Below are 21,697 nucleotides of genomic sequence, written 5' to 3'. Positions count from 1 at the left end.
GTGCGGGAACAACAACGACAGCGACGGATGTCACCGGGGCGAGCCGGTGCCGGGTACGAGGGAGGTGAGCGGCGACATGGCGGATCGTGACGAGCCGACCGGCGCATTGGTCCGGCCGTACGCCGTCACCCGTGGTCGTACCCGTCCCCGGCTCGACATCGCCCTGGAGGCGCTCGTCGAGACGACGGTGCGCGGCCGAGCGGTTGCCACTGGCAATGGTGGCCACGGTCGTGAACACCAGTACATCGCCGCGTTGTGTGACGGACGTGTGCAGTCGCTCGCCGAAATCGCGGCGCGGATGCAGCTTCCGCTCGGCGTGGCCCGGGTGCTCATCGCCGACATGGCGACGGACGGCCTGGTCGCGGTCCACGAGCCGACCATTTTGGACGACTCCGACGACGCGGTGGGCACTGAACTGCTGGAGAGGGTGCTGAGTGGACTTCGCAGGCTCTGACATGTCGCACCGGCCGCCGGCCCCGAGCGGCCGAGTGACGTCGGCGAAGATCGTTATCGCCGGTGGGTTCGGCGTCGGCAAGACGACGCTGGTCGGCTCGGTCTCCGAGATCACGCCGCTGACCACCGAGGCGATCATGACCTCCGCCGGTGTCGGCGTCGACGACACCCGGCAGGTGCCGGGCAAGACGACGACCACGGTGGCGATGGACTTCGGTCGTATCTCGATCGACCGGGATCTGATCCTGTACCTGTTCGGTACGCCGGGTCAGACGCGGTTCTGGTTCATGTGGGACGAGTTGGTCCGGGGTGCGATCGGCGCTGTGGTGCTGGTCGACACCCGGCGGCTCGCCGACTGCTTCGCCGCCATCGACTTCTTCGAGCACCGGCGGCTGCCGTACCTGGTGGCCATCAACTGCTTCGACGGCATGCAGTACCACGATCCGCAGGACGTCCGGGACGCGCTGGCGATCTCCCGCGACGTGCCGGTGGTGCCGTGCGACGCCCGTAACCGGGAGTCCACGAAGCACGTGCTGATCTCGCTGGTCGAGTACGTGCTCACCATGCGGCGCTCGCGGGCCGTCGCACCCGCCTGACCGACGCGCGGAAGCGCCCGGCGGCCTGAGGCCACCGGGCGCTTCTTGCCGTCCGGGGACGGACACGGTACGCGGTCGCCCGGTGACCTCCAGGAAGGACTCGCCGGGCGGCGCTCCGGGTCAGCCGAGACGCGTCCAGCCGCCCCGGTAGACCTGGTAGACGGCGAGCGAGTCGGGTTCCATGCCACCGTGCCGCGCGGCGGTGAACGCGTACCCGCCCGCGATGCCCTGGACCGCCTGCGCCTGGAGCAGCGCCCGCAGGCGGCCCCGGTCCAGGCTCGTCGCCATCCGCGCCGACCACGCGAGGAGCTGGAGGGCGTCCGAGGCGTACGGGGCGAAGCCGGGGCTGCCGCCGTGCCGCTGGGTGTAGCGGGTGGCGAAGTCCCGCCGGGCCAGCTGCGCCGTGGTGGTGGCGGTCACCGCGGAGATGTCCAGGCAGGCCGGGTGCACGGCGTATGCGTCCTCCACGGCGGCGGCGTTGGCCCCCTGCACGGTGTCGTCGGCGACCGCGCCGGCGTCGAAGAAGATCGGGCCGCGGTGCCCGGCGGCGCGCAGCTCCCGTGCCGCGGCGCCGGAGTCCGGCGCGGTGGCCCAGACGACCACGCCGTCCCGCTCGCCACCCGCGACGCGGTCGGCGGCGGCACGGAAGCGCCGGCCGGTCGCCGGCAGGCGTACCGTGCGGGCCAGGTCGGTGCTGCTGTCCGCGAGGGCCTCCCGCATCGCCCGCACACCCGAGTCGCCGTGCAGCCCGTCGGCGGCGAGCAGGGACACCTTCCGGACCTTCATGGACTCGAACAGCTCCACCAGGCGGCGTGCCATGTCCACGGCGTCCGGCGTGAGCTTGTAGGTGAACGTGCGCTCGTCGAGCGGCAGCGCGATGCGGTCACCGTAGCCGAGCGATAGGAAGGGCGTCTTGACCTGCTGGGCGGCCGTTGCCAGGGCGACGGAGGTCTCGCCGAGCACGCCGCCGATCAGGGCCTGCGCGCCGGCCCGGGTCAGCTCGGCGGCATGCCGGGCGGCGACCTGCGGGTTGCTGCCGTTGTCCAGGATCTGGAGCCGGACCGACCGGACCAGGTTCCCGACCGGGATGCCGGTGCGGTTGAGCGAGTCGGCGGTGAGCTGCAGGGCCTGCCGCTGGGCGACGCCGAGCACCGATCCCGCGCCGGTGAGCTCCAGGCTCGCCCCGACGATCAGATCCTGGTCGCTCGGCGCGCTGCTGGACGGGCCGTCCTCCGGCCGTTGGCCCTGCGGCGCGCAGCCGGCGAGCAGCACGCTCCCGGCCGCGGCGGCGAGGACGCCCCGCCGGGTGAGCACAGTGGAGTCGAACGCCGGTGTCGCCATTGGAATCGCCTTCCCACCCCGGCGAACAGGCGCCGCCGCTGGTCCGCCGGGTATGTTCCCGGCCGGTCCAGCTCAGCGTCAAATCGCCCAGGTGTGGGATGAAACACCCCACTCGTGGGCCTGGCGGACTCTGATCAGGAGCGGTAACCGGCCGAGCGGTACTCGTACTCCCGGTCGTCCTCGCGGTCCCCGGTGTCGCGGGTGAAGTCCCAGCCGCCGGCCGCCTCGCGGCCCGGACGGCCGCCCACGGCGAAGCCGCCGATCTCCTGGCCGCGTCGCCAGCCCCGGAAGTATCCGGTGGTGTTCTCGGCCAGGCTCGCCGCGTTCCGGACGATCCGCAGGGGACGCTCCTCGCGCAGCGGGGAGCCCGGCACCAGGTTGGCCTGCGGCACCCGCTTCGGCAGGCCGGCCTTGGTCTCCGCGCCGACGGACGGGCGGGCGGCCTGTTCGGCCGCCTGCCAGCCGGTGTCAGCGGTGCTGGACCACTCCAGGTCGGCCTCGTCTCCGTGCCCGACGAACCAGGCGGACTTGGCCTGCGCGAAGATCAGCAGGTCGCCGTCGCCGTCGTCGGAGACCGGCGGCGGGCGGTGCTCCTTCGGCGCGGGACGCCGCTCGGGCGGGGCGGTCATGGGTACGCGGCCCGGGTCGCCCTGGTCGACCAGACGCAGCGGCGGCGTGTCCAGCCCGGGATCGGCCTGCCGGCTCATCTCGTCGCGCAGCGCCCGGTCGGCCAGCGGCGGAGGCTCCACCAGCCGCAGCATCGGCGGCTCCTGCGGAAGGTCGTCGGCGAGCCACGGCGGCGTGACCCGGCCCGGGTCGCTCGGCGCGTCCACGCCCCGTCCGTACGGGTAGGTGGTGCCCTCCCGCTCCCGAGCGGTGTCGTCCTCGTTGTTCACGAGCGGCCAGTTCGCCCGGGAACCGGGCGGGGCTGCCTCCGGCGCCGGTGGGCGCGGGGCCGGCACCGGGATGCTCAGGTCGGTGGCGCTGAACCCGCCGGTCGGCGGTTCCTGGTGCGGATTGGTCTTCGGGCGGGGCGGGATGACGGTGCGCTGCCGCTCCGCCCGCGCCTTGTTGATCGCCGCGGTGGTCAGCGTCGGCCGGAACGGCTCGCCGGCCTCGGCCGGCGGCACGGCGCCGCGCGGCGACGGGGCGATCGGGGTGATGCCGGGCGGCGGCGGAGGCGGCGCGGAGATGGGCCGGTTGGTGGGTCCGTCCACCCGCGACGGCAGCGGCGCGCCGGTCGGCTCGGGCCGGGACGGCGGCGCGGAGGCCGGACGGCCCAGCGAGGCAGCCGGAGCCACGGGAGTCACCGGGGCCGGAGCGACCGGCGGAGGCGTGACCGGGGCGGGAGCGACGGGTGGCGGGGCGAGCGGCCGGGGCGTCGTCGTGGCGGCCGGGCCGGAGACCGGCTCGGGCCGGCCGCGGCGCCCGCCGGGAATCGGCTCCGGGCGGCTGCGCCGGCCGGACGGCTCGGGTGCGCCGGCCGGCTCGGGACGACCACGGTGTGCCGGCTCGGCGGCCGGCTCCGGCCGCACCGCGCGCAGGTCGGTGGCCGGGGCCAGCTCGTCGACCTGCTCACCGCGTCGGGCGGCGGCCCGGCGGCCGGTGGCGGGCGCGGGAGCGGTGCGTTCGGCGAGCGCGCCCACGAGCGCGTCGCATCCGGCGTCACAGGTCCGGACCGAGGCGACCGCCTGCCGTACCGTCTCGGCGACGGCGGCGGTGAGCGTCCGGTTGACGGTGGCCCGCCGGGGTGTCTCGGAGATGGCGACCCGCAGCGCGGTCACCGCGTCGGAGATGTCGCCCGCGTCCGCCAGACCCTCGGCGGCCAGCTGCGCGACCACCGCGTCGGCGGTCAGCCCGCCGTCGCGGCCACGGGCCGCGGAACCGGTGAGCATCCCCGGCTCGGGCAGCGCGTCGAGAACCGCGAGGGCGACCCGGTCCGCCGGGTCCGGATACGCGCGCAGCGCGGCCGGGTAGAGCTCGCGGAGCACCTCGCGCAGCGTCACCGCGGCCGAGTGCCGACCGCTCGCCAGCGCCGCGTGCGCGGCCAGGACCTGCGTGTATCCGGCTAGCTCACGCGGCGCCGGGAGGGTCACCGCGGAGAGCGCGCCGGCCTGCAGCGCGCGGGCCAGCCCGACCGCGCGGCGCTCGGCGGGCGGGGACTGCATCTCCTCCAGGGAGTCGTCGTCGGCGAAGCGCTCGGCGAAGTCGTCGACCGAGTCGTCGTCGGCGATCGCCAGCGGACGGCCGGCGGCGCTCAGCAGCGAGGTGACGATGTGGTCGTCGCTGTCCGCGGCGATGGCCGCGCCGCTCGGACCGCCGGACCGCTCCACCAGCAGCGCGACCAGCTGGGCGTACCCGGCGGCCTCGTCGGCGATCTCACAGACGTGCAGCAGACGGCCTGCGTCGTCGACCACAGCGGACGTCAGCGTCGTTCCGGCCGAAGCCGTTCGGTCGGCCGGATCTGCCGAGGCCAGACCGCAGTACACGCGCACGAGCGCCACGGCGTCGTCCTCCTCCCGGGACACAGGTCTTGCTCTGCCAGAGACTGATGCTCCCCGCTCCGGGTCAGTCGCGCCAGTCCACAACCGCAGAGATCTTGCCGACAATGGTGCGCCAACCCAAACTTGCGGTTTGTGCCCCGATTTTCTTCAGCCGGCGCCGACCCAGGAAACCACCGATTCCGCCGTTGACGGAAGCCCGCAGCGCCTCGTCCAGATCGTCCAGGCTCGAGCCGGCGGAGAGCATGTCCAGCACGGCTGGTAGCCGCAGCGCGTACGCCAGGTCACGGGCGATCTCACCAGCTTCGATGAGTAGCTCGTGGTCCCATGCGTCGTGGCCGCCGCGCAGGTTCTCCACCACCAGGTCGAGTTCGTAGGTGTCCTCGTCCAGCGGGGCGATGTCGGCCGGTTCCAGCCGTTCGGACAATTCATTCCAGCTGTCCAGTTGGGACAGGTCGTTGGGCGCGCCGGAACGGATGAAAGAGACCAATGACTCCGGGGTCTTGAACAGCAGGAGCCGGCCCTTGTGGGTGAGGAAGACCGGCACCTCCTCGTCGCCCGCGGCGTCCTCGTCCTCGTCGTCGTCCTCTTCGTCCTCGGACTCGGTCTTGTCCTCGGTCGCGTCGTCGTCCGCCTCGCCCTTGCGGCGCCCCTTGGCGGCCTTCTCGGCCTTGTCGTCGTCCTCGTCGTCCTCCTCGGCGGAGAGGGCGGCGAACTCCTCGTCGAGGATCACCACCTCCTCGTCGTCCTCGGTCTCGACGACCTGGCGGCGGGCCAGGAAGGGGTCGTCCTGGTCGCGCTCGGCGACGTCGGTCGGGGTCAGCTCGCGCGCCGGCCGGTACGCCCGCAGCGTGAAGCCGGTGCCGGCGGGCAGCGCGATCTCCACCGGGTCGATCCGCACCTCGTCCCAGAGCGCGCGGTCCGCCGGCGGGCGGTCCGCCTCGACCTCGTCGGCTGCGGCGGGCGCGTCGGTGTCGTCGAGCTCGGGCTCGTCGGCGTCGGGCCGTTGGGGCGACTGGCGGGCCACGCTGACCTCCGTGTGCGTTCGGTTGCCCACCCGGCGGCGTCGCGCCGCCGAGTGACTCTGCGCACATACCCTAGTGGGCGAACCGTTGCGGCCGGGAGCCGCACCCCTTGGCGTTCCGGAGGATCGACAAGTAGCGTTGCTACGCATGAAGGCGCAGGCGCTGCACGGACACCTCGACGCGCTGCTGCTCGCCGTGCTGGAACAGGGCCCGCGACACGGCTACGCGATCATCGAGGCGTTGCGTGCCCGCAGCGGCGGGACGCTGGATCTGCCCACCGGCACCATCTATCCGGCGCTGCGCCGGCTGGAGCGGGCCGGGCTGGTGGCGAGCACGTGGAGCACAGTCAACGGCCGGGAGCGCCGCACCTATGAGCTGACCGAGGCCGGTGGCCGGGCGCTGGTGGGGGAGCGGGCCGGCTGGCGCGAGTTCAGCGCCACCGTCGGCCGGTTCCTCGGGGCGGACGAGCCGCCCACGGCCCCGGCCTGAACCCCGCCGGCCGGACCGGTGGGCCGGCCGCTCGGGCGGCCGACCGGCTCAGCCGGCCAACCGCCGCTCGGCGAGCACCCAGCAGCGGGCGGCCCGGACCAGTGCGAACCAGGCCGCGGACACCACCGTCGCCCCGATGATCATCGGGGGCCAGGTGAGCGCGGCGTCCCACAGCCCGACCGACCAGCCGAACAGCGCGCCGCCGGCGGTCACGCCGAGCGCCAGGGCGCCGGTCAGACCGAAACCGATCAGTCGGGCCGGACGGACGAGCCGGGGCGACCCCCACCGGGCGGTGAGCGGGCCGACGAGCAACGCGGCCAGCGCCAGCGCGGCGATCACGCCCCAGATGACGTTCAGCCCGGCGGAGAGCAGCAGGTAGCTCGCCGGCGGCGGGGGACCGCCGCTCCAGCTCGACCCCTGCCAGGTCAGGTCACCGGCGGCGATCAGCACCACCGAGATCAGGAGCGTGCGCAGCGCCAGCCCGCGCAGCGCGCCGGTGGCCAGCTCGGCCTGGAACTCCGGCACGAGCTGCCGGTCGCTGCCGAACTCGGCGACCGCCCGCCGCTCCGCCTCCGCGCGCGGCAGGCCCTCCTCCCGGTACGCCTCGACGGCGTCCTCCAGCGCGTGCCGCGTCTCGGTCAGCAGGTCGGCCTTGAGCCGGTCCGGCCCGTACAACCGCCCGGACAGCTCGCGCAGCCGGCGGTCGACCACCGCCTCGTCATGGACCCGCATGCGCACAAGCCTGCCATCGGGGGACGGGCTACCGCGTCAGGGAAAACCCCGATCGATTCAGTGCGCGCTACGGCGTGACCGCCAGGTAGCCGCGTTCGGCCGTCTGCTGCCGCAGCCACTGCTCCCGGTACCAGCCCGGACGCGCCACCAGCTCGTCGTGCCGGCCGCGCTGTACCACCCGGCCGCCGTCGAGCACCACGATCTCGTCCAGCCCGGCCAGGCCGCTGAGCCGGTGGCTGATCAGCAGCACCGAGTGCCCGGCCGGGGTGGCGGCGAGCGTGGAGTCCAGCACCGCGTCGGCGGCGGACGGGTCGAGCCCTTCGGTCGGCTCGTCGAGCACCAGCACCGGCGGGGCGGCCAGCAGCGCGCGGGCCAGCGCGAGGCGCTGCCGCTGCCCGCCGGAGAGCTGCCCGCCCTGCTCGCCGACCACTGTGTCCCAGCCGTCGGGCTGTTCGCGTACCCAGTCGAGCAGGCCGGCCGCCCGGGTCGCGGCGACCAGGTCCGCCTCGGTGGCGTCCGGACGGCCGAGGAGCAGGTTCTCCTTGACCGTGGCGTGGAAGACGTACGCCTCGGCGAGCAGGCCGCCGACCACCCGGGGCAGGTGCTCGTCCGGGATCCCGGCCACCGGCACGCCGCCTACGGTGACCCGGCCGGTGTCGGGGCGTACCGCGCCGGTGAGCACGGCGGCGAGCGTGCTCTTGCCGGCGCCGCTCGGCCCGACCACCGCCACCCGGCGGCCGGCCGGCAGGTCGAGGTCGAAATCGGCCAGCGCGGGGGCGGCCCCGGTCCGGTAGCGCACAGTCACGTCGGCGAACCGTACGTCGTGGCCGTCGATCGCGGGCTCCGGCGCGCTCGCCGGCGGCGCCGTGGCGGCGGGCTCGGCCAGCAGGTCGGCCACCCGGGCCAGCCCGGTCCGGAGCTGGGCGCGCTGGCGGGCCGCCGCGACCAGCGCGAGGGCCACCTCCACGGCGGCGAGCGACCCGACCGCGAGGACGCCGACGAGCACCCCGCCGACCCCGGCCCGCAGCGCGACGGCCACCACCGCGGCGGCGGTGAGGCCACCCACGAGTACGCCGGTCGCGTCCACCGCGAAGCCGGTAGCGGCGAGCCGGCGTTCCAGCTTCGCCAGCCGCGCGCCCCGGTTCTCGGCGGCGGCGAGCGCGGCGCCGGTGGCCCCGAACGCGGCCAGGTCGGCGGCGCCGTGGGTGAGGTCGACCGCGTCCACCGCGAGCGCGCCGCGCAGCGGGGCGACCTCGTCGGCGGCGCGGCGGGTGAGCCGGGTGGCCAGCGCGGGCAGCGCCACGCCGGCCACCAGCAGGCCGATCGCGAGCACACCGGCGGCCGGCGGTGAGATCAGCGCGGCGACGCCGACCGCGAGCACGCTGACCACCGCCGCGGCCGCGCCCGGTACGAGCACGCGCAGGAGCAGGTCCTGGGCCGCCTCCACGTCCGACACCAGCCGGCTCAGCGCGTCCCCGGTACGCCGGCCGGCGTCGCGCCGGGCGGCGAGCGTGGCGAACACCCGGGCCCGTACGTCGGTGATCATGCGGAGCACGGCGTCGTGCCCGGCGAGCCGTTCGGTGTACCGCAGCACGCCCCGGCTGACCGCCAGCGCCCGGACCGCGACGATGGCCACCGTCAGCCGGTCCAGCGGCGGGCGGCCCGCCGCGCTCATCAGCAGCCAGGTGGCGGTGGCCATCAGCGCCAGGCCGGCGAATTCGGTGGCGGCGGCGAGCAGCCCGGCGCCGAGCAGCCGGCTCAGGTACGGCCGGGCCAGGCGCAGCACCGCCCGTTCCGCGCCGGGGATCATCGGGCCACTCCCGGCCCGGTGGCGGTCGGGTGCAGTTCGGTGACCCGGCCGTCCTCGACGCGCAGGATCCGGTCGGCGTCGGCGAGCAGCGCGGGCCGGTGCGCGACGAGCAGCGCGGTACGTCCGGCGACCAGCCGCCGTGTGGCGTCCAGCACGACCGCCTCGCTGGCGGAGTCCAGTCGCGCGGTCGGCTCGTCGAGCAGCACGATCGGCGCGTCCCGCAGGAACGCGCGGGCGAGCGCGACCCGCTGCCGTTGACCGCTGGACAGGCCGTGGCCGCGTTCGCCGAGGCGGGTGTCCAGCCCGTCGGGCAGCGCGTCGACCACCTCGTCCAGCGCGGCGTCGGCGACCGCGGCGGCGAGCACGTCGTCCGGGGTGTCCGGCGCGCCGAGGCGGATGTTGTCGGCGAGCGACCCGGCGAACAGGTGCGCCCGCTGCGGCACCCACGCCAGTTCGCGCCGCCAGGCGTCCAGGTCGACTCCGGCCAGGTCCACGCCGTCGACGGTGACCCGGCCGGAGGTCGGTGCGACGAAACCGAGCAGCAGGTTTAGCAGCGTGCTCTTGCCCGCGCCGCTGGGCCCGATGACGGCGATCCGGTCGCCGGGCCGGATGGTCAGCGTGACGTCGCGCAGCGCTGTGGTCCGGTCGTACGCGACGCTCACGCCCTCGAAGCGGATCTCGCCCCGGCCGCCCGGCGTGGGACGGCGGGGTTCGGTGGTGGCGGGCGCGTCGGTGGCGGAGAGCGTCAGCGCCTCGTCCAGCGCGGTGAGCCCTTCCATGCTGGCGTGGAACCGGCTGCCCGCCGCACGCAACGGCAGGTACGCCTCCGGGGTGAGCAGCAGCACCAGCAGCGCGGTGGAGAGCGTGAGGCCGCCGCCGAGCAGCCGGATGCCGACCGGCACCGCGACGAGCGCGACGGAGAGCGTGGCGACCAGTTCCAGCACCAGCGCGGACAGGAACGCGATGCGCAGCGTCTTCATGGTGGCCTGGCGGTGGCCGTCGGCCATCCGGCGGACCACGTCGACCTGGCCCCGGGAACGGCCGAACGCGCGCAGCGTGGGCAGCCCGGCCACCATGTCGAGGAAGTGCCCGCCGAGCAGCGACAACCGGCGCCACTGCCGTTCGGTGGCGGCCTGCGCCTGCCAGCCGAGCAGCGCGCCGAAGATCGGGATGAGCGGGATGGTGAGCGCGATGATCAGCGCCGAGCTCCAGTCGGCGAACACGATCCGGGCCAGCACCGCGACCGGCACCGTGACGCTCAGCACGAGCTGCGGCAGGTAGCCGGTGAAGTAGGGGTCCAGCGCGTCCAGCCCGCGCCCGGCCAGCGTGGCGAGCTGCCCGGCCCGCTGCCCGGCGACCCAGGTGGGTCCGTGCCGGCCGACCGCGCCCAGCAGGTCGGCGCGCAGCGCCGCCTTGACCGTCGCGGCGGCCCGCGCCGCCACTGTGCCCTGCGCCCAGCTCACCAGCGCCCGCCCGGCGACCGCCGCCACGAGACCGGCCAGCGCCGGCCGGTGCAGCCGCCCGTCGAACGCGGTGGCCAGCAGCGTCGCCAGCGCGGTCGCCTGGGCGATCACCAGCAGCGCGGTCAGCCCGCCCAGCGCCGCGAGCACGGCGAGGTCGCGCCGGGCCGCGGGGACCCGACGCAGCAGACGCGGGTCGAACGGGCGGCGGTTCACCAGTACACCGGTGCCCTGCCGTCGATCCGTCCCCGGAACACCCACCAGCACATCGCCTGAAAGCCTAGTAGGGCCGGCACGAGCGGTAACGCGAGCCATCCCAACAGTGCCAGCGTCGGACGGCTGGCGGCCGCCTCGGCCACCGTCAGCGAGGCTGCCGGGTCGGCCGTGGAGACCAGGATCCGGGGCCAGAGCGCGGCCCCGACCAGCGGCGCGGGCAGCGCCAGCGCCGTCGCGGTCGCGGCGAAGGCCACACCGGCCCGGCCCCGCCGCAGCGCCGCGCGGGCCGTCAGCAGCGCGGCCACGAGCGCCAACGGCAGGAGTACGGCCACAGCCGGGCGCGCCACCGCGGCGCGTACCCGATCGGAGAGCACGCCCAGGACGGTGGCCGCGCCGACGGCGACGAGTGCGGCGGGCACCAGGGCGCTCGCCAGCCGGGCGAGCGCCGGGGCGTCGGCGGAGGGCAGCCGGAGCGTGAGGAACGTCGCACCGTGCACCGCCACCAGCGCCAGCAGGGCCAGCCCCGCGGCGGCGACGAACGGGGTGGCGAGATGACCGACACCGACCACGTGCCCGTCGGCGCTCAGCGGCACGCCCTGGAGCAGCCCGCCGAGCACCGCGCCCCAGCCCAGCACGGCGAGCACGCTGCCGACCACCACCACCCGGTCCCAGCCGGCGCGCGCCGTTCCGGAGACCGGGCGGCTGCGCAACTGCACCCCGGCGGTCACCAGCACCACCCCGGCCAGCGCGGCGAGCACCGCCGGATAGAAGCCGGAGAGCAGCTCGCCCTCCAGCCGGGGGAACGCGCCGAACAGGATGCCGACGGCCGCCACCAGCCAGACCTCGTTGCCGAGGAAGAACGGCCCGAGCGCGGCGAGCGTGGCTCGGCTGCCCGGCGTCGGGCCGCGCCGGGCCAGCAGCAGGCCGACGCCGTAGTCGTAGCCGCCGAGCACGAGGTAGGTGGCGAAGAAGAGGCCGAGCAGGGCGTACCAGGCGAGTTCCACGGCGGGCTCCCTCAGACGAGCACTGGCTGGTGGTGGGGGTCGGTGTCGGGCGCGGGCGGTCGGCCGAGGGCGGGGTCGTACGCGCCGCGCGCGGCGTGCCGGGCCAGCAGCGTCCAGTTGGTCACCGCGAGCGCGCCGAGCAGCAGGCTGAACCCGATCAGCGAGGCGAGCATCAGCCCCGGCGAGACCGGGGAGACGGCCTGCGCGGTGGGCAGCAGCCCGTACGCGGCCCAGGGCTGGCGGCCGACCTCGCGGGCGATCCAGCCGAGCAGCATCGCCACGAACGGCAGCGGCAGGCCGAGCAGGATCAGCCAGAGCGGGAACCGCAACCGGATGATCCAGTCGCGCCAGAGCAGCGGCAGCAGGAGCCAGAGGGCGCCGAGCGTGAAGCCGATCAGGATCATGAAGCCGAGGCCGACGTTGGAGAGCACCGGCGGATCCCAGTCGCCGGGGCCGAACCGCGCGGTCCAGTCGGCGACGAGCGCGTCGCGCTCCGGCCCGCCGCCGAACTTCGTCGGCTGGAGCTGCGCGACCGGGCCGAACTGGGCGAAGCCGAAGCCCTGGAGCGTGCTGACCGCTAGCGCCGCGGTGACCAGGCCGAGGCGCAGCGAGGTGCGGAACAGCGCGTAGTCGCTGGTACGCCGCAGCAGGTGCCAGGCGCTGACCGCGGCCATCAGCAGGCCGCCGGTGACCAGGCTCGCCGAGATCACGTGGCCGAACGCCATGCCGAACGTGGGATTGGTGAGCAGCGCGCCGAAGTCGGTGAGGTGGGCGACGCCGTCGCGGACCTCGTACCCGACCGGGTTATGCAGCCAGGCGTTCGCCACCATGATCCAGAACGCCGAGGCGTACGCGGTGATCGCCACGCCCCAGAGCAGCGCCAGGTGTACGCCGCGCCGCAGCCGGTGCCACCCGAAGATCCACATGCCGAGGAACGTGGACTCCAGGAAGAACGCCACGAGCGTCTCGATGGCCAGCGGCGCCCCGAACACGTTGCCGACGTAGCGCGACAGCCCGCTCCAGTTCAGCCCGAACTGGAACTCCATCACGATGCCGGTGGCGATGCCGAGCACGTAGTTGATCACGTAGAGCTGGCCCCAGAACCGGGTCAGCCGCTCGTACACCGGTTTGCCGGTGAGGAAGCCGGCCGTCTGCAACCCGACCAGCAGCGTGACCAGGCCGAGCGTGACCGCCACGAACAGGAAATGGATCGAGGTGGTGGTGGCGAACTGGAGGCGGGCGAGGAGCAGCGGATCCACTGTCGTCCTCCCATGGGTCGACTCTCTTGTCGTAGCCAACCTACACGTAGCTTAACTACCTATAGGGGTGTGCGAACCCGGAGAAGTCCCTTAGGGGGCGAGATCAGCTCAGGAACAGGGCGAACGGCAGGGAGACGAGCGTGCCCGCGACGGCGAGCGCCATCGCGCCGAGCACCCGCGGCGGGCGGTCCGCGACGAGCAGCCGCTGCACCCGTACGTCCAGATCGCGGTCGCCGAGTCCGAGCGTGCCCGCCGGTTGCACCCGGTGCTCGGCGGCGGCGAACCGTCGCAGCGCACCGGCGAGCGGCGCGTCCGCGTGCAACTCCCGGGCCTTGTCGTCGGCGCGCATCTCGACCAGCAGCGCCACCCGTGCGTGCGCGTCCCGCACCCACTGGAACCAGGGCAGCGCCCGGCACAACGCGGTGAACGGCAGCAGCACCAGATCGTGCCGCTCCTGGGCGTGCGCCCGCTCGTGCGTGAGCACCGCCGCCAGCTCGGCCGGGTCGAGCAGGTCGAGCGTGCCCGCGCTCACCACCACGCGGGGCCGCACCCCCGGCAGGCAGTACGCCGCAGCGCTCGGGTGGTCCAGCACCAGCGCGCCGGGCACCGTCGGGTCACGCCGGGCCACCAGGTGCAGCAGCTCCCGGTGCCGGCGCTGTGCGCGTACCGCGCCGTGCAGGCTGCGTACCGTCGTGGTGAGCAGCACCACGCCGATGCCGAGACCGACGCCGACCAGGCTGAGGTGCACCGCGCCCACACCGGCCGGAAGCGTGCCGTGGGCCAGGTCGTCGGCCAGCGCCAGCAGCGCCCACCCGGTCGCCCGGTCGTAGACGTCGAGGCCCAGTGCCATCGGCAACCCCATGGCCGACAGGCCGAGCGCCAGCCCGACCGCCTGCCAGCACAGGATCGCCACCCGGGGCGCGCGCCACGTCCAGCGCGCGGCGGCGAGGACCTGCGCGGTCAGCCAGCAGGCCAGAATGGTCGCGGCGAAGTGCAGGGCGTACGCCACGGCGGCCGCCTACCGGTCCGTCGCCTCGTCGAGCGCCGGCCGACCGGGCCGGGGGTCCTCGATCCGGCCGGTCGGTCCGTCCTCGACGGTCGCGGGCCCGGTCGTCCCGGCCTGGGCGGTCGCTCCGGTCGCGGGGCCTGTCGTCCCGGCCTCGGTGGTCGCGGGTCGGGTCGCCCCGGCCTCGGCGCTGAGCGCGGCGCGGAGCACGTCCGCCTCCGTGCCGGTCACCGAACGGGCGAAGCGCACCAGCGCGGCGTCCCGGCTGCCGCCGAGATCGAGGGCTTCGAGCATGAGCTGGGCGATGTGCGCCTCGCGGGTGGCGGCGGGGCGGTAACGCCAGGCGCGGCCCTCCCGCTCGCGCTGCACCATGCCCTTGCCGGCGAGCCGGTCGAGCACGGTCATAACGGTGGTGTAGGCCAGTTCGCGGCCGTCCAGGGCGTCGGCGACCTCGCGCACCGTCACGCCGCCCGAGGCAGCTGGTGCCGCGTCCCACAGCACGTCCATCACCGCACGCTCAAGGTCCCCCAGCCGAGTCACCCACCAATCCTACCCCCGGTAGTAGACCCTCTCCGCCGCCCCGGTCCCCGGTTCCGGTCCCACCCCTCCCTCCCGAAGATCAACACCAGCTCGGGGAGGTGGTGTGGTCCGAGGCGGCTCGATGCAGCCACCTCCCCGTACTGGTGTCGATCTAGCTCTCCTCGGACGACCCCGCCAAGATCCACTCCGCCTCGGGGAAGTGGTGCAGTCCGGGGGCGGTGGATGCGGCCCTCTCGGGGATCTGGTCTTGATCGTGCTGGCCTCGGGGTGGGCGCCTCGGCAAGATCAACGCCAGTTCGGGGAGGTGGTGGCATTCGGGGCGGGTTGATGTGACCACTTCGCCGTACTGGTGTCGATTTTGGTGCGTGGGAGGGCAGGGTCAGCGCCAGTTCGGGGAGGTGGTGCAGTCCCGGGCTGGTTGATGTGGTCACTCCGGGGAAGTGGTGTTGATCTTGCTGGGCGGCCGGGTGAGTGTCGGGGCGCGGCTCGGGTCACTTCGGAGGTTTTGGTGTTGATCCTGTCGGCCTCCTGCGGGGCCTTCGACAAGATCAACGCCAGTTCGGGGAGGTGGTGGCATCCGAGGCGGGTTGATCGGCCCACTTCGCCGTGCTGGTGTCGATCTTGCTCGGCTGCGGGTGCGGTCGACGACCGTTCGCGGGAAGAGCGGGGACGGGAAGTGGCGGCAACCCGGGAGGGTGTGCCGCCACTTCGGGCTGGGACCGGACTGCCGTCTGTCAGACGCCCTTGGGGTGCCAGACCGTCTTGGTCTCCAGCAGCGTGGTCATCCGGGTGATGCCGGGATCGGCGTACCAGTCGTGGTCGGCCGGGGCCGGCCGGAGCACCCGCTTGAGGTTCTCCGCGGCCTTGATCTCCAGGTCGGCGGCCAGCTCGGCGTCGGTGACGCCGGTCAGGTCGATCGCGTTGACGTCCATGTGCGCGGCGAGCGTCGGCACGGTCTCGGTCAGCCGGCCGGTGAGGATGTTGACCACCCCGCCGGGCAGGTCGGAGGTGGCGAGCACCTCGGCCAGCGTCACCGCTGCCAGCGGCGCCGCCGGGGAGGCGGCCACCACGACCGTGTTGCCGGTGACGATCGCCGGGGCGATCACGCTCACCAGGCCGAGCAGCGCGGGCTCCTCGGGGGCGGCCACCGCCACCACGCCGGTGGGCTCCGGCGCGGACAGGTTGAAGTACGGGCCGGCCACCGGGTTCGCGCCGCCGTACACCTGGGAGAGCTTGTCGGACCAGCCCGCGTACCAGACCCAGCGGTCGATCGCGGCGTCCACCTCGTCGGCCGGTACGCCCAGGGCGACGAACTGCTCGCGCCGGCCCTCCAGCATCTCGGCGACGCGGTAGAGGATCTGACCCCTGTTGTACGCGGTCGCCCCGGCCCAGCCCTTCACCGCGGCGCGGGCGGCCACTACCGCGTCCCGCGCGTCCTTCCGGGAGGCAAGAGACACGTTCGCGGATTGCACGAGATACGACCGTCCCGACTCGCTGCGCGGGAACTTCCCGCCGATGAAGAGCTTGTACGTCTTGCGTACCGCGACCCGCTCAGACATTGAGGTACCCCTCCAGCCCGTGCCGGCCGCCCTCGCGACCGTAGCCCGACTCCTTGTAGCCGCCGAACGGCGACGTCGGGTCGAACTTGTTGAACGTGTTCGCCCACACCACTCCTGCGCGCAGCCGGTCGGCCAGCCACAGGATCCGGGAACCCTTGTCGGTCCAGATTCCGGCCGACAGCCCGTACGGCGTGTTGTTGGCCTTTTCGACGGCCTCCGCCGGGGTGCGGAACGTGAGCACGGACAGCACCGGGCCGAAGATCTCCTCGCGGGCGATCCGGTGGGCCTGGGTGACGCCGGTGAAGATGGTCGGCGCGAACCAGAAGCCGCGCTCGGGCAGCTCGCACGGCGGCGACCAGCGCTCCGCACCCTCGGCGGACCCGGCGTCGGACAGCTCCCGGATGCGGGCGAGCTGCGCGGCCGAGTTGATCGCGCCGATGTCGGTGTTCTTGTCCAGCGGGTCACCGACCCGGAGCTGGGCCATCCGGCGCTTGAGCGACTCCAGCACCCGGTCGGCCACCGACTCCTGGACCAGCAGCCGGGACCCGGCGCAGCAGACGTGCCCCTGGTTGAAGAAGATGCCGTTGACGATGCCCTCGACGGCCTGGTCGATCGGCGCGTCGTCGAAGACGATGTTCGCGGCCTTGCCGCCCAGTTCCAGCGTGAGCTTCTTGCGGGTGCCGGCGACCGAGCGGGCGATGGCCCGGCCCACCTCGGTGGAGCCGGTGAACGCGACCTTGTCCACGCCCGGGTGCTCGACCAGCGCCCGGCCGGTGTCGCCGGCGCCGGTGACGATGTTGACCACGCCGGCGGGCAGGTCGGCCTGCTGGCAGATCTCGGCGAACAGCAGCGCGGTCAGCGGGGTGGTCTCGGCGGGCTTGAGCACGACCGTGTTGCCGGCGGCCAGCGCCGGGGCGATCTTCCACGCCAGCATGAGCAGCGGGAAGTTCCACGGGATGACCTGCGCCGCCACGCCGAGCGGCTTCGGGTCCGGGCCGAAGCCCGCGTGCGGAAGCTTGTCGGCCCAGCCCGCGTAGTAGAAGAAGTGCGCGGCGACCAGCGGCAGGTCGACGTCGCGGGACTCCTTGATCGGCTTGCCGTTGTCCAGCGACTCCAGCACCGCCAGCTCGCGCGAGCGTTCCTGGATGAGCCGGGCGATCCGGAACAGGTACTTGGCCCGGTCCCGGCCCGGCATCGGACCCCAGACCTTCTCGTACGCGGTCCGGGCGGCGCGCACGGCGCGGTCCACGTCGTCGGCGCCGGCCTCGGCGATCTCGGCCAGCACCTCCTCGGAGGCCGGGTTCACCGACTTGAAGCTGCCGCCGGAGGCCGGGTCGACGAACGCGCCGTCGACGAAGAGCCCGTACGAGGGCTTGATGTCCACCACCGAGCGGGACTCGGGGGCGGGTGCGTATTCGAACATCGCGTTCAGTCCAGGGTGAAGTAGTCGGGGCCGGCGTAGACGCCGGTCGTCAGCTTGGTGCGCTGCATGAGCAGGTCGTTGAGCAGGCTCGACGCGCCGAACCGGAACCAGTCCGGGCTCAGCCAGTCGGCGCCGACCGTCTCGTTGACCATGACCAGGTACTTGATCGCGTCCTTGGTGGTCTTGATGCCACCGGCCGGCTTGACGCCGACCTGACGCCCGGTGGCGGCGCGGAAGTCGCGGACCGCCTCCAGCATCACCAGCGTCACCGGCAGGGTGGCCGCGACCGGAACCTTGCCGGTGGAGGTCTTGATGAAGTCGCCGCCCGCGAGCATGGCGAGCCAGGACGCCCGCCGCACGTTGTCGTACGTGGCCAGCTCGCCGGTCTCCAGGATCACCTTGAGGTGGGCGTCCCCGCACGCTTCCTTGGTGGCCACGATCTCGTCGTAGACCTCGGCGTAGCGCCCGGCCAGGAACGCGCCCCGGTTGATCACCATGTCGATCTCGTCCGCGCCGGCCTCGACCGCCGCCCGCACGTCGGCGAGCTTGATCTCCAGCGGGGCCTGACCGGACGGGAACGCGGTCGCCACGCTGGCCAGGTGCACGCCGCTGCCGCGCAGCACCTCGGCCACGTACGGGACCATCGACGGGTAGACGCAGACGGCGCCCACGTGCGGGCAGCTCGGATCGGCCGGGTCGGGGCGCAGCGCCTTCGCGGCCAGCGCCCGCACCTTGCCGGGCGTGTCCGCGCCTTCCAGGGTGGTCAGGTCGACCATCCGGATCGCCAGGTCGATCGCCTCGGCCTTCGCCGTGGTCTTGATGGAGCGGGTGCCGAGCTGCGCCGCCCGCTGCTCCGCGCCGACCTGGTCCACGCCGGGCAGGCCGTGCAGGAAGGTCCGCAGAGCGGTCTCGGATCGTCCCAGCTCGGAGAGATCCGACCGGGCCGACGTCGTTGTCGCCGTCATGCCCCGAATAGTACGCACTCGCGAGTCCTGTGATCTTGGTCACGGTGAACGGGTTGCGAGCGTCGTACGTGAGCGGGGTCGCTGGTCGGGCCGCACCCACCGTGCGCCGGTCCACGGAGCGGTAGGTTGAGCGATCGTGGACGTAACCGTCATTGACCATCCGCTCGCCCAGACGCGGCTGACCGCCATGCGGGACGCCCGGACCGACTCGTCGTCGTTCCGGGCCGCGCTGCGCGAACTCACCACCATGCTGGTGTACGAGGCCGCGCGCTCCTTCCCGGTCGAGAAGTACTCGATCCAGACCCCGGTCACCGCCACCGAAGGCAGTCGGCTGGCGAACCCGCCGCTGCTGGTGCCGGTGCTGCGGGCCGGCCTCGGCATGGCCGACGCCGCGCTCGGCCTGCTGCCCGAGTCGTCGATGGGCTTCGTCGGCCTGGCCCGCGACGAGGAGACGTACGAGCCCCGCGCGTACATGGAGTCGCTGCCGCGCGACCTCAGCGGCCTGCCGGTGCTGGTGCTCGACCCGATGCTCGCCACCGGCGGCTCGCTGGAGCACTGCTGCCGGCTGCTCGCCGACCGCGGCTGCACCGACATCACCGTGCTCTGCGTGCTGGCCGCGCCGGTCGGCATCGAGCGGCTGGAGCGCTCCGGCCTGCCGCTGCGCCTGGTCACCGCCTCGATCGACGAGGGCCTGAACGACTCGAAGTTCATCGTCCCCGGCCTGGGTGACGCCGGCGACCGCCAGTTCGGCGGCATGCCCCGTTTCTGAGGCCGGTCCCGGTGCGGAGGGTCGGCCCTCCGCACCGGGAACCGGACTGCCCCGGCGAGTTGGTGCGCGGGGGTGCGGGGAGGCGCTAGCGTTCCGGGCCATGACTGGTGTTGCGCTCGCCGAAGAGCTGCTGCTCCTCGCGTACGACGACGAAACCGGCAAGGCCACCATGCCGCGGATCAGCCTTGACCTGGGCATGGCCGCGGCGGTGCTGGTCGAGCTGGCCCTGGCCGGACGGCTCGCGTACGCGGACGGGAACCTGGCGGTGATCGATCCGGCGCCGACCGGTGAGCCGATCGCCGACGCCGTACTCGCCAAGATCGCCGCGGAGACCCCGCATACACCCTCGTCCTGGGTGCAGCGGCTGCGGCACGGGCTGCGCGACCGGATCCTCACCGACCTGTGCGGGCGGGGCGTGGTCCGGGACGTGGAGGAGACCGAGCTGGACTTCATCCACGTGCACCGCTACCCGGTGGCGGACCCCTCGGTCGAGGCGGACATCCGGCAGCGTCTGGCCGACGCGCTGACCAGCGGGCAGCTCCCCGACGAGCGGACCGCCGCGCTCGCCACGCTGGTCGCGGTGCTGCGCATGGAGCCGGCGCTCGGGCTCACCGGCCCGGCCGCCGAGGATGCCGGGCGCCGCCTGGAGGAGATCGCCGCCGGCGCCGGGTTCTCCGGCTCGGTGAGCCTGGACGACAGCGTGGTGCGCCCGTCGATCAGTCTGGTCATCGCCGCGCTGGGCCAGGCCGTCGACGCCGCCCTGGGCAAGCGGTAAGGAAGGGCCCCCTCTTAACGCCTCCGGTAGAGGAAGGGCCCCTTATTAACGCGAGGCGTTAATAAGGGGCCCTTCCTTACACCCGGTCAGAGGCCGAGGGCGGCGGCGATCTCGTTGCGCAGCTCGGTCACGGCGGCACGCGCGCGCTGCCGGGCCGCCGGCACGTCGCCGCCGGTCACCGGCTCCACCACCTCCAGGTACGCCTTGAGCTTCGGCTCGGTGCCGGACGGCCGGATCACCACCCGGGCCGCGCCGGTGCGCAGGATCACCACGTCCGCGTCGGGGAGCAGGTCGGTCGCCTCGGTCACCGGCTGACCGAGCAGCGCGGTCGGGGTGGCCGCCCGGATCCGGGCCATCGAGTCCGCGATGACCCGCAGGTCCTCCACCCGGACCGAGAGCTGCTCGGTGTGGTGCACGCCGAACTCGGCGGCCAGCTCGTCCAGCCGGTCGAGGAGCGTACGGCCCTCGGCCTTCAGACCGGCGGCCAGCTCGGCGACGGTCAGCGCGGCGGTGATGCCGTCCTTGTCGCGTACGTGCTCCGGCGCGACGCAGTAGCCGAGCGCCTCCTCGTAGCCGTACACGAGCGGCTCCCGGCCGCCGCCGGCCCGGACGATCCACTTGAACCCGGTGAGCGTCTCGTCGTAGGGCAGACCCCGGGCCGCCGTCATGGCGCGCAGCAGCGCCGAGGACACGATCGTGGTGGCGTACAGGCCGGTCACGCCGCGTCGCATCAGGTGGTCGGCGAGCAGCGCGCCCACCTCGTCGCCGCGCAGCATCCGCCAGGACCCGGCGTCGCGTACGGCCACCGCGCAGCGGTCCGCATCCGGGTCGTTGGCGATGGCGAGATCCGCGCCGGTGCGGTCGGCGAGCGCGACGAGCAGGTCCACCGCGCCCGGCTCCTCCGGGTTGGGGAAGCTGACGGTCGGGAACGCCGGGTCCGGCTCGGCCTGCTCCGGCACCACGCCCGGCACGCCGAACCCGGCGTGCGCGAACGCGGCGGTCAGCACCGCGCCGCCCACCCCGTGCAGCGGCGTGTACGCCACCTTCAGGTCGCGCGGCCCGGTCGGGTCCACCACGGCGGCGGCCCGTTCCACGTACGCGGCCACCAGGTCGTCGCCGAGCACCTGCCCGGCCGGGCCGAGCGGCACCTCGGCGAGCGGGCCGACGGCCCGGATGGCCGCCTCGATGCCGGCGTCGGCGGGCGGCACGATCTGCGCGCCGGCGCCCAGCTCACCGCCGAGCTGCGCGCCCAGGTAGACCTTGTAGCCGTTGTCCTGCGGCGGGTTGTGGCTGGCGGTCACCATCACCCCGGCGACCGCGCCGAGCTGCCGGACCGCGAACGCCAGCACCGGCGTGGGCAACGGCCGGGGCAGCAGCAGCGCCGGACGGCCCGCCCCGGTGGCCACCTGGGCGGTGCGCTCGGCGAAGGCCAGCGAGCCGCGCCGGGCGTCGTACCCGATCACCAGCGGGCCCTCGCCGCCCTGGGCGGCGAGCCAGCGCACGAGCCCGGCGGCGGCCTGGGTGACCACGGCGAGGTTCATGCCGTTCGGCCCGGCGCGCAGCGGGCCGCGCAGCCCGGCGGTGCCGAACGTCAGCGGGCCGGCGAACCGGTCGGCCAGGTCGGTCGCCGTGCCGGGCAGCCCGTCCAGGACGGCGCGCAGCTCGTCGCGGTCGGCCGGGTCCGGGTCGTCGGCGAGCCAGCGCTCGGCTCGGACGCGAAGGTCGTCTAGGTCAGTGGTTTCCGCCGCCATTGCCTCTTGATAGCACGGCGGCG

General features: G+C 74.1%; 18 protein-coding genes and 1 pseudogene. 5 read left to right on the top strand and 14 right to left on the bottom strand.

Going from position 1 to position 21,697, the window contains the following annotated elements; all coding sequences use genetic code 11:
- The first annotated feature begins 76 nt into the window (after positions 1-76).
- Both DQE82_RS04350 and DQE82_RS04345 read left to right on the top strand, forming a co-directional pair.
- Positions 77-454 (top strand): DUF742 domain-containing protein, encoded by a 378-nt coding sequence (locus DQE82_RS04350; RefSeq protein ID WP_030501200.1) that lies wholly within the window; start codon positions 77-79, stop codon positions 452-454.
- A 1-nt stretch (position 455) separates the two neighbouring features.
- Positions 456-1,049, top strand: coding sequence for an ATP/GTP-binding protein (locus DQE82_RS04345; protein WP_030501201.1), 594 nt, complete (start codon positions 456-458; stop codon positions 1,047-1,049).
- 120 nt (positions 1,050-1,169) lie between these two features.
- Here DQE82_RS04345 and DQE82_RS04340 read toward each other — a convergent pair whose 3' ends face one another.
- The 3 genes from DQE82_RS04340 to DQE82_RS04330 all read right to left on the bottom strand — a co-directional run bounded on the left by DQE82_RS04340 (position 1,170) and on the right by DQE82_RS04330 (position 5,948).
- Positions 1,170-2,390: an ABC transporter substrate-binding protein gene (locus DQE82_RS04340; RefSeq protein ID WP_113972059.1), complete on the bottom strand. Its 1,221-nt coding sequence runs from the start codon at positions 2,388-2,390 to the stop codon at positions 1,170-1,172.
- Between the two features lie 134 nt (positions 2,391-2,524).
- Positions 2,525-4,918 carry a transposase gene (locus DQE82_RS04335; protein WP_113972058.1) on the bottom strand — a complete coding sequence of 798 codons (2,394 nt, stop codon included), beginning with the start codon at positions 4,916-4,918 and terminating at the stop codon, positions 2,525-2,527.
- Between the two features lie 40 nt (positions 4,919-4,958).
- Positions 4,959-5,948, bottom strand: a complete 990-nt coding sequence (locus DQE82_RS04330) for a DNA primase (protein WP_113972057.1) — start codon at positions 5,946-5,948, stop codon at positions 4,959-4,961.
- Positions 5,949-6,063: 115 nt separating this feature from the next.
- Here DQE82_RS04330 and DQE82_RS04325 point away from each other — a divergent pair, with 115 nt between their 5' ends.
- On the top strand, positions 6,064-6,405 hold the full coding sequence (locus DQE82_RS04325) for a PadR family transcriptional regulator (RefSeq protein ID WP_043326746.1): 342 nt from the start codon (positions 6,064-6,066) through the stop codon (positions 6,403-6,405).
- A 48-nt stretch (positions 6,406-6,453) separates the two neighbouring features.
- Here DQE82_RS04325 and DQE82_RS04320 read toward each other — a convergent pair whose 3' ends face one another.
- The 10 genes and pseudogenes from DQE82_RS04320 to deoC all read right to left on the bottom strand — a co-directional run bounded on the left by DQE82_RS04320 (position 6,454) and on the right by deoC (position 18,379).
- Positions 6,454-7,137 (bottom strand): permease prefix domain 1-containing protein, encoded by a 684-nt coding sequence (locus tag DQE82_RS04320; protein WP_043326744.1) that lies wholly within the window; start codon positions 7,135-7,137, stop codon positions 6,454-6,456.
- Between the two features lie 67 nt (positions 7,138-7,204).
- Positions 7,205-9,001 (bottom strand): annotated as a pseudogene (gene cydC, locus DQE82_RS04315) (thiol reductant ABC exporter subunit CydC); the annotation flags it as partial.
- On the bottom strand, positions 8,944-10,623 hold the full coding sequence (gene cydD / locus DQE82_RS04310; protein ID WP_113972056.1) for a thiol reductant ABC exporter subunit CydD: 1,680 nt from the start codon (positions 10,621-10,623) through the stop codon (positions 8,944-8,946). The gene cydD and the pseudogene cydC, both read right to left, overlap by 58 nt.
- Positions 10,620-11,627 (bottom strand): cytochrome d ubiquinol oxidase subunit II, encoded by a 1,008-nt coding sequence (locus DQE82_RS04305; RefSeq protein ID WP_113972055.1) that lies wholly within the window; start codon positions 11,625-11,627, stop codon positions 10,620-10,622. The genes cydD and DQE82_RS04305 overlap by 4 nt, the downstream gene beginning before the upstream one ends.
- Positions 11,628-11,638: 11 nt before the next feature.
- Complete coding sequence (locus tag DQE82_RS04300; RefSeq protein ID WP_113972054.1) at positions 11,639-12,886, bottom strand: cytochrome ubiquinol oxidase subunit I; 1,248 nt, start codon at positions 12,884-12,886, stop codon at positions 11,639-11,641.
- Positions 12,887-12,989: 103 nt separating this feature from the next.
- A complete protein-coding gene (locus DQE82_RS04295) occupies positions 12,990-13,895 on the bottom strand; it encodes a M56 family metallopeptidase (protein ID WP_043326742.1) in 906 nt (301 codons plus the stop codon).
- 9 nt (positions 13,896-13,904) lie between these two features.
- A complete protein-coding gene (locus DQE82_RS04290; RefSeq protein WP_113972053.1) occupies positions 13,905-14,432 on the bottom strand; it encodes a BlaI/MecI/CopY family transcriptional regulator in 528 nt (175 codons plus the stop codon).
- A 734-nt stretch (positions 14,433-15,166) separates the two neighbouring features.
- Positions 15,167-15,991: an aldehyde dehydrogenase family protein gene (locus DQE82_RS04285; RefSeq protein WP_064447630.1), complete on the bottom strand. Its 825-nt coding sequence runs from the start codon at positions 15,989-15,991 to the stop codon at positions 15,167-15,169.
- Positions 15,984-17,414 carry an aldehyde dehydrogenase family protein gene (locus DQE82_RS04280; RefSeq protein WP_113972052.1) on the bottom strand — a complete coding sequence of 477 codons (1,431 nt, stop codon included), beginning with the start codon at positions 17,412-17,414 and terminating at the stop codon, positions 15,984-15,986. The genes DQE82_RS04285 and DQE82_RS04280 overlap by 8 nt, the downstream gene beginning before the upstream one ends.
- Before the next feature lie 5 nt (positions 17,415-17,419).
- Positions 17,420-18,379 carry a deoxyribose-phosphate aldolase gene (gene deoC, locus DQE82_RS04275; RefSeq protein ID WP_030501215.1) on the bottom strand — a complete coding sequence of 320 codons (960 nt, stop codon included), beginning with the start codon at positions 18,377-18,379 and terminating at the stop codon, positions 17,420-17,422.
- Positions 18,380-18,515: 136 nt separating this feature from the next.
- Here deoC and upp point away from each other — a divergent pair, with 136 nt between their 5' ends.
- Both upp and DQE82_RS04265 read left to right on the top strand, forming a co-directional pair.
- The gene (gene upp, locus DQE82_RS04270) at positions 18,516-19,148 is read left to right on the top strand and encodes a uracil phosphoribosyltransferase (RefSeq protein WP_043326733.1); all 633 of its coding nucleotides are present in this window, start codon (positions 18,516-18,518) and stop codon (positions 19,146-19,148) included.
- A gap of 100 nt (positions 19,149-19,248) precedes the next feature.
- Positions 19,249-19,923, top strand: coding sequence for a GPP34 family phosphoprotein (locus tag DQE82_RS04265; protein WP_069087165.1), 675 nt, complete (start codon positions 19,249-19,251; stop codon positions 19,921-19,923).
- Between the two features lie 86 nt (positions 19,924-20,009).
- Here DQE82_RS04265 and DQE82_RS04260 read toward each other — a convergent pair whose 3' ends face one another.
- Positions 20,010-21,674 carry a phospho-sugar mutase gene (locus tag DQE82_RS04260; protein WP_104113237.1) on the bottom strand — a complete coding sequence of 555 codons (1,665 nt, stop codon included), beginning with the start codon at positions 21,672-21,674 and terminating at the stop codon, positions 20,010-20,012.
- Between the last annotated feature and the right edge of the window lie 23 nt (positions 21,675-21,697).

Source organism: Micromonospora sp. LHW51205 (assembly GCF_003315815.1).
Lineage (GTDB): Bacteria > Actinomycetota > Actinomycetes > Mycobacteriales > Micromonosporaceae > Micromonospora > Micromonospora chalcea.
This window is presented reverse-complemented; position numbering and strand designations above follow the sequence as displayed.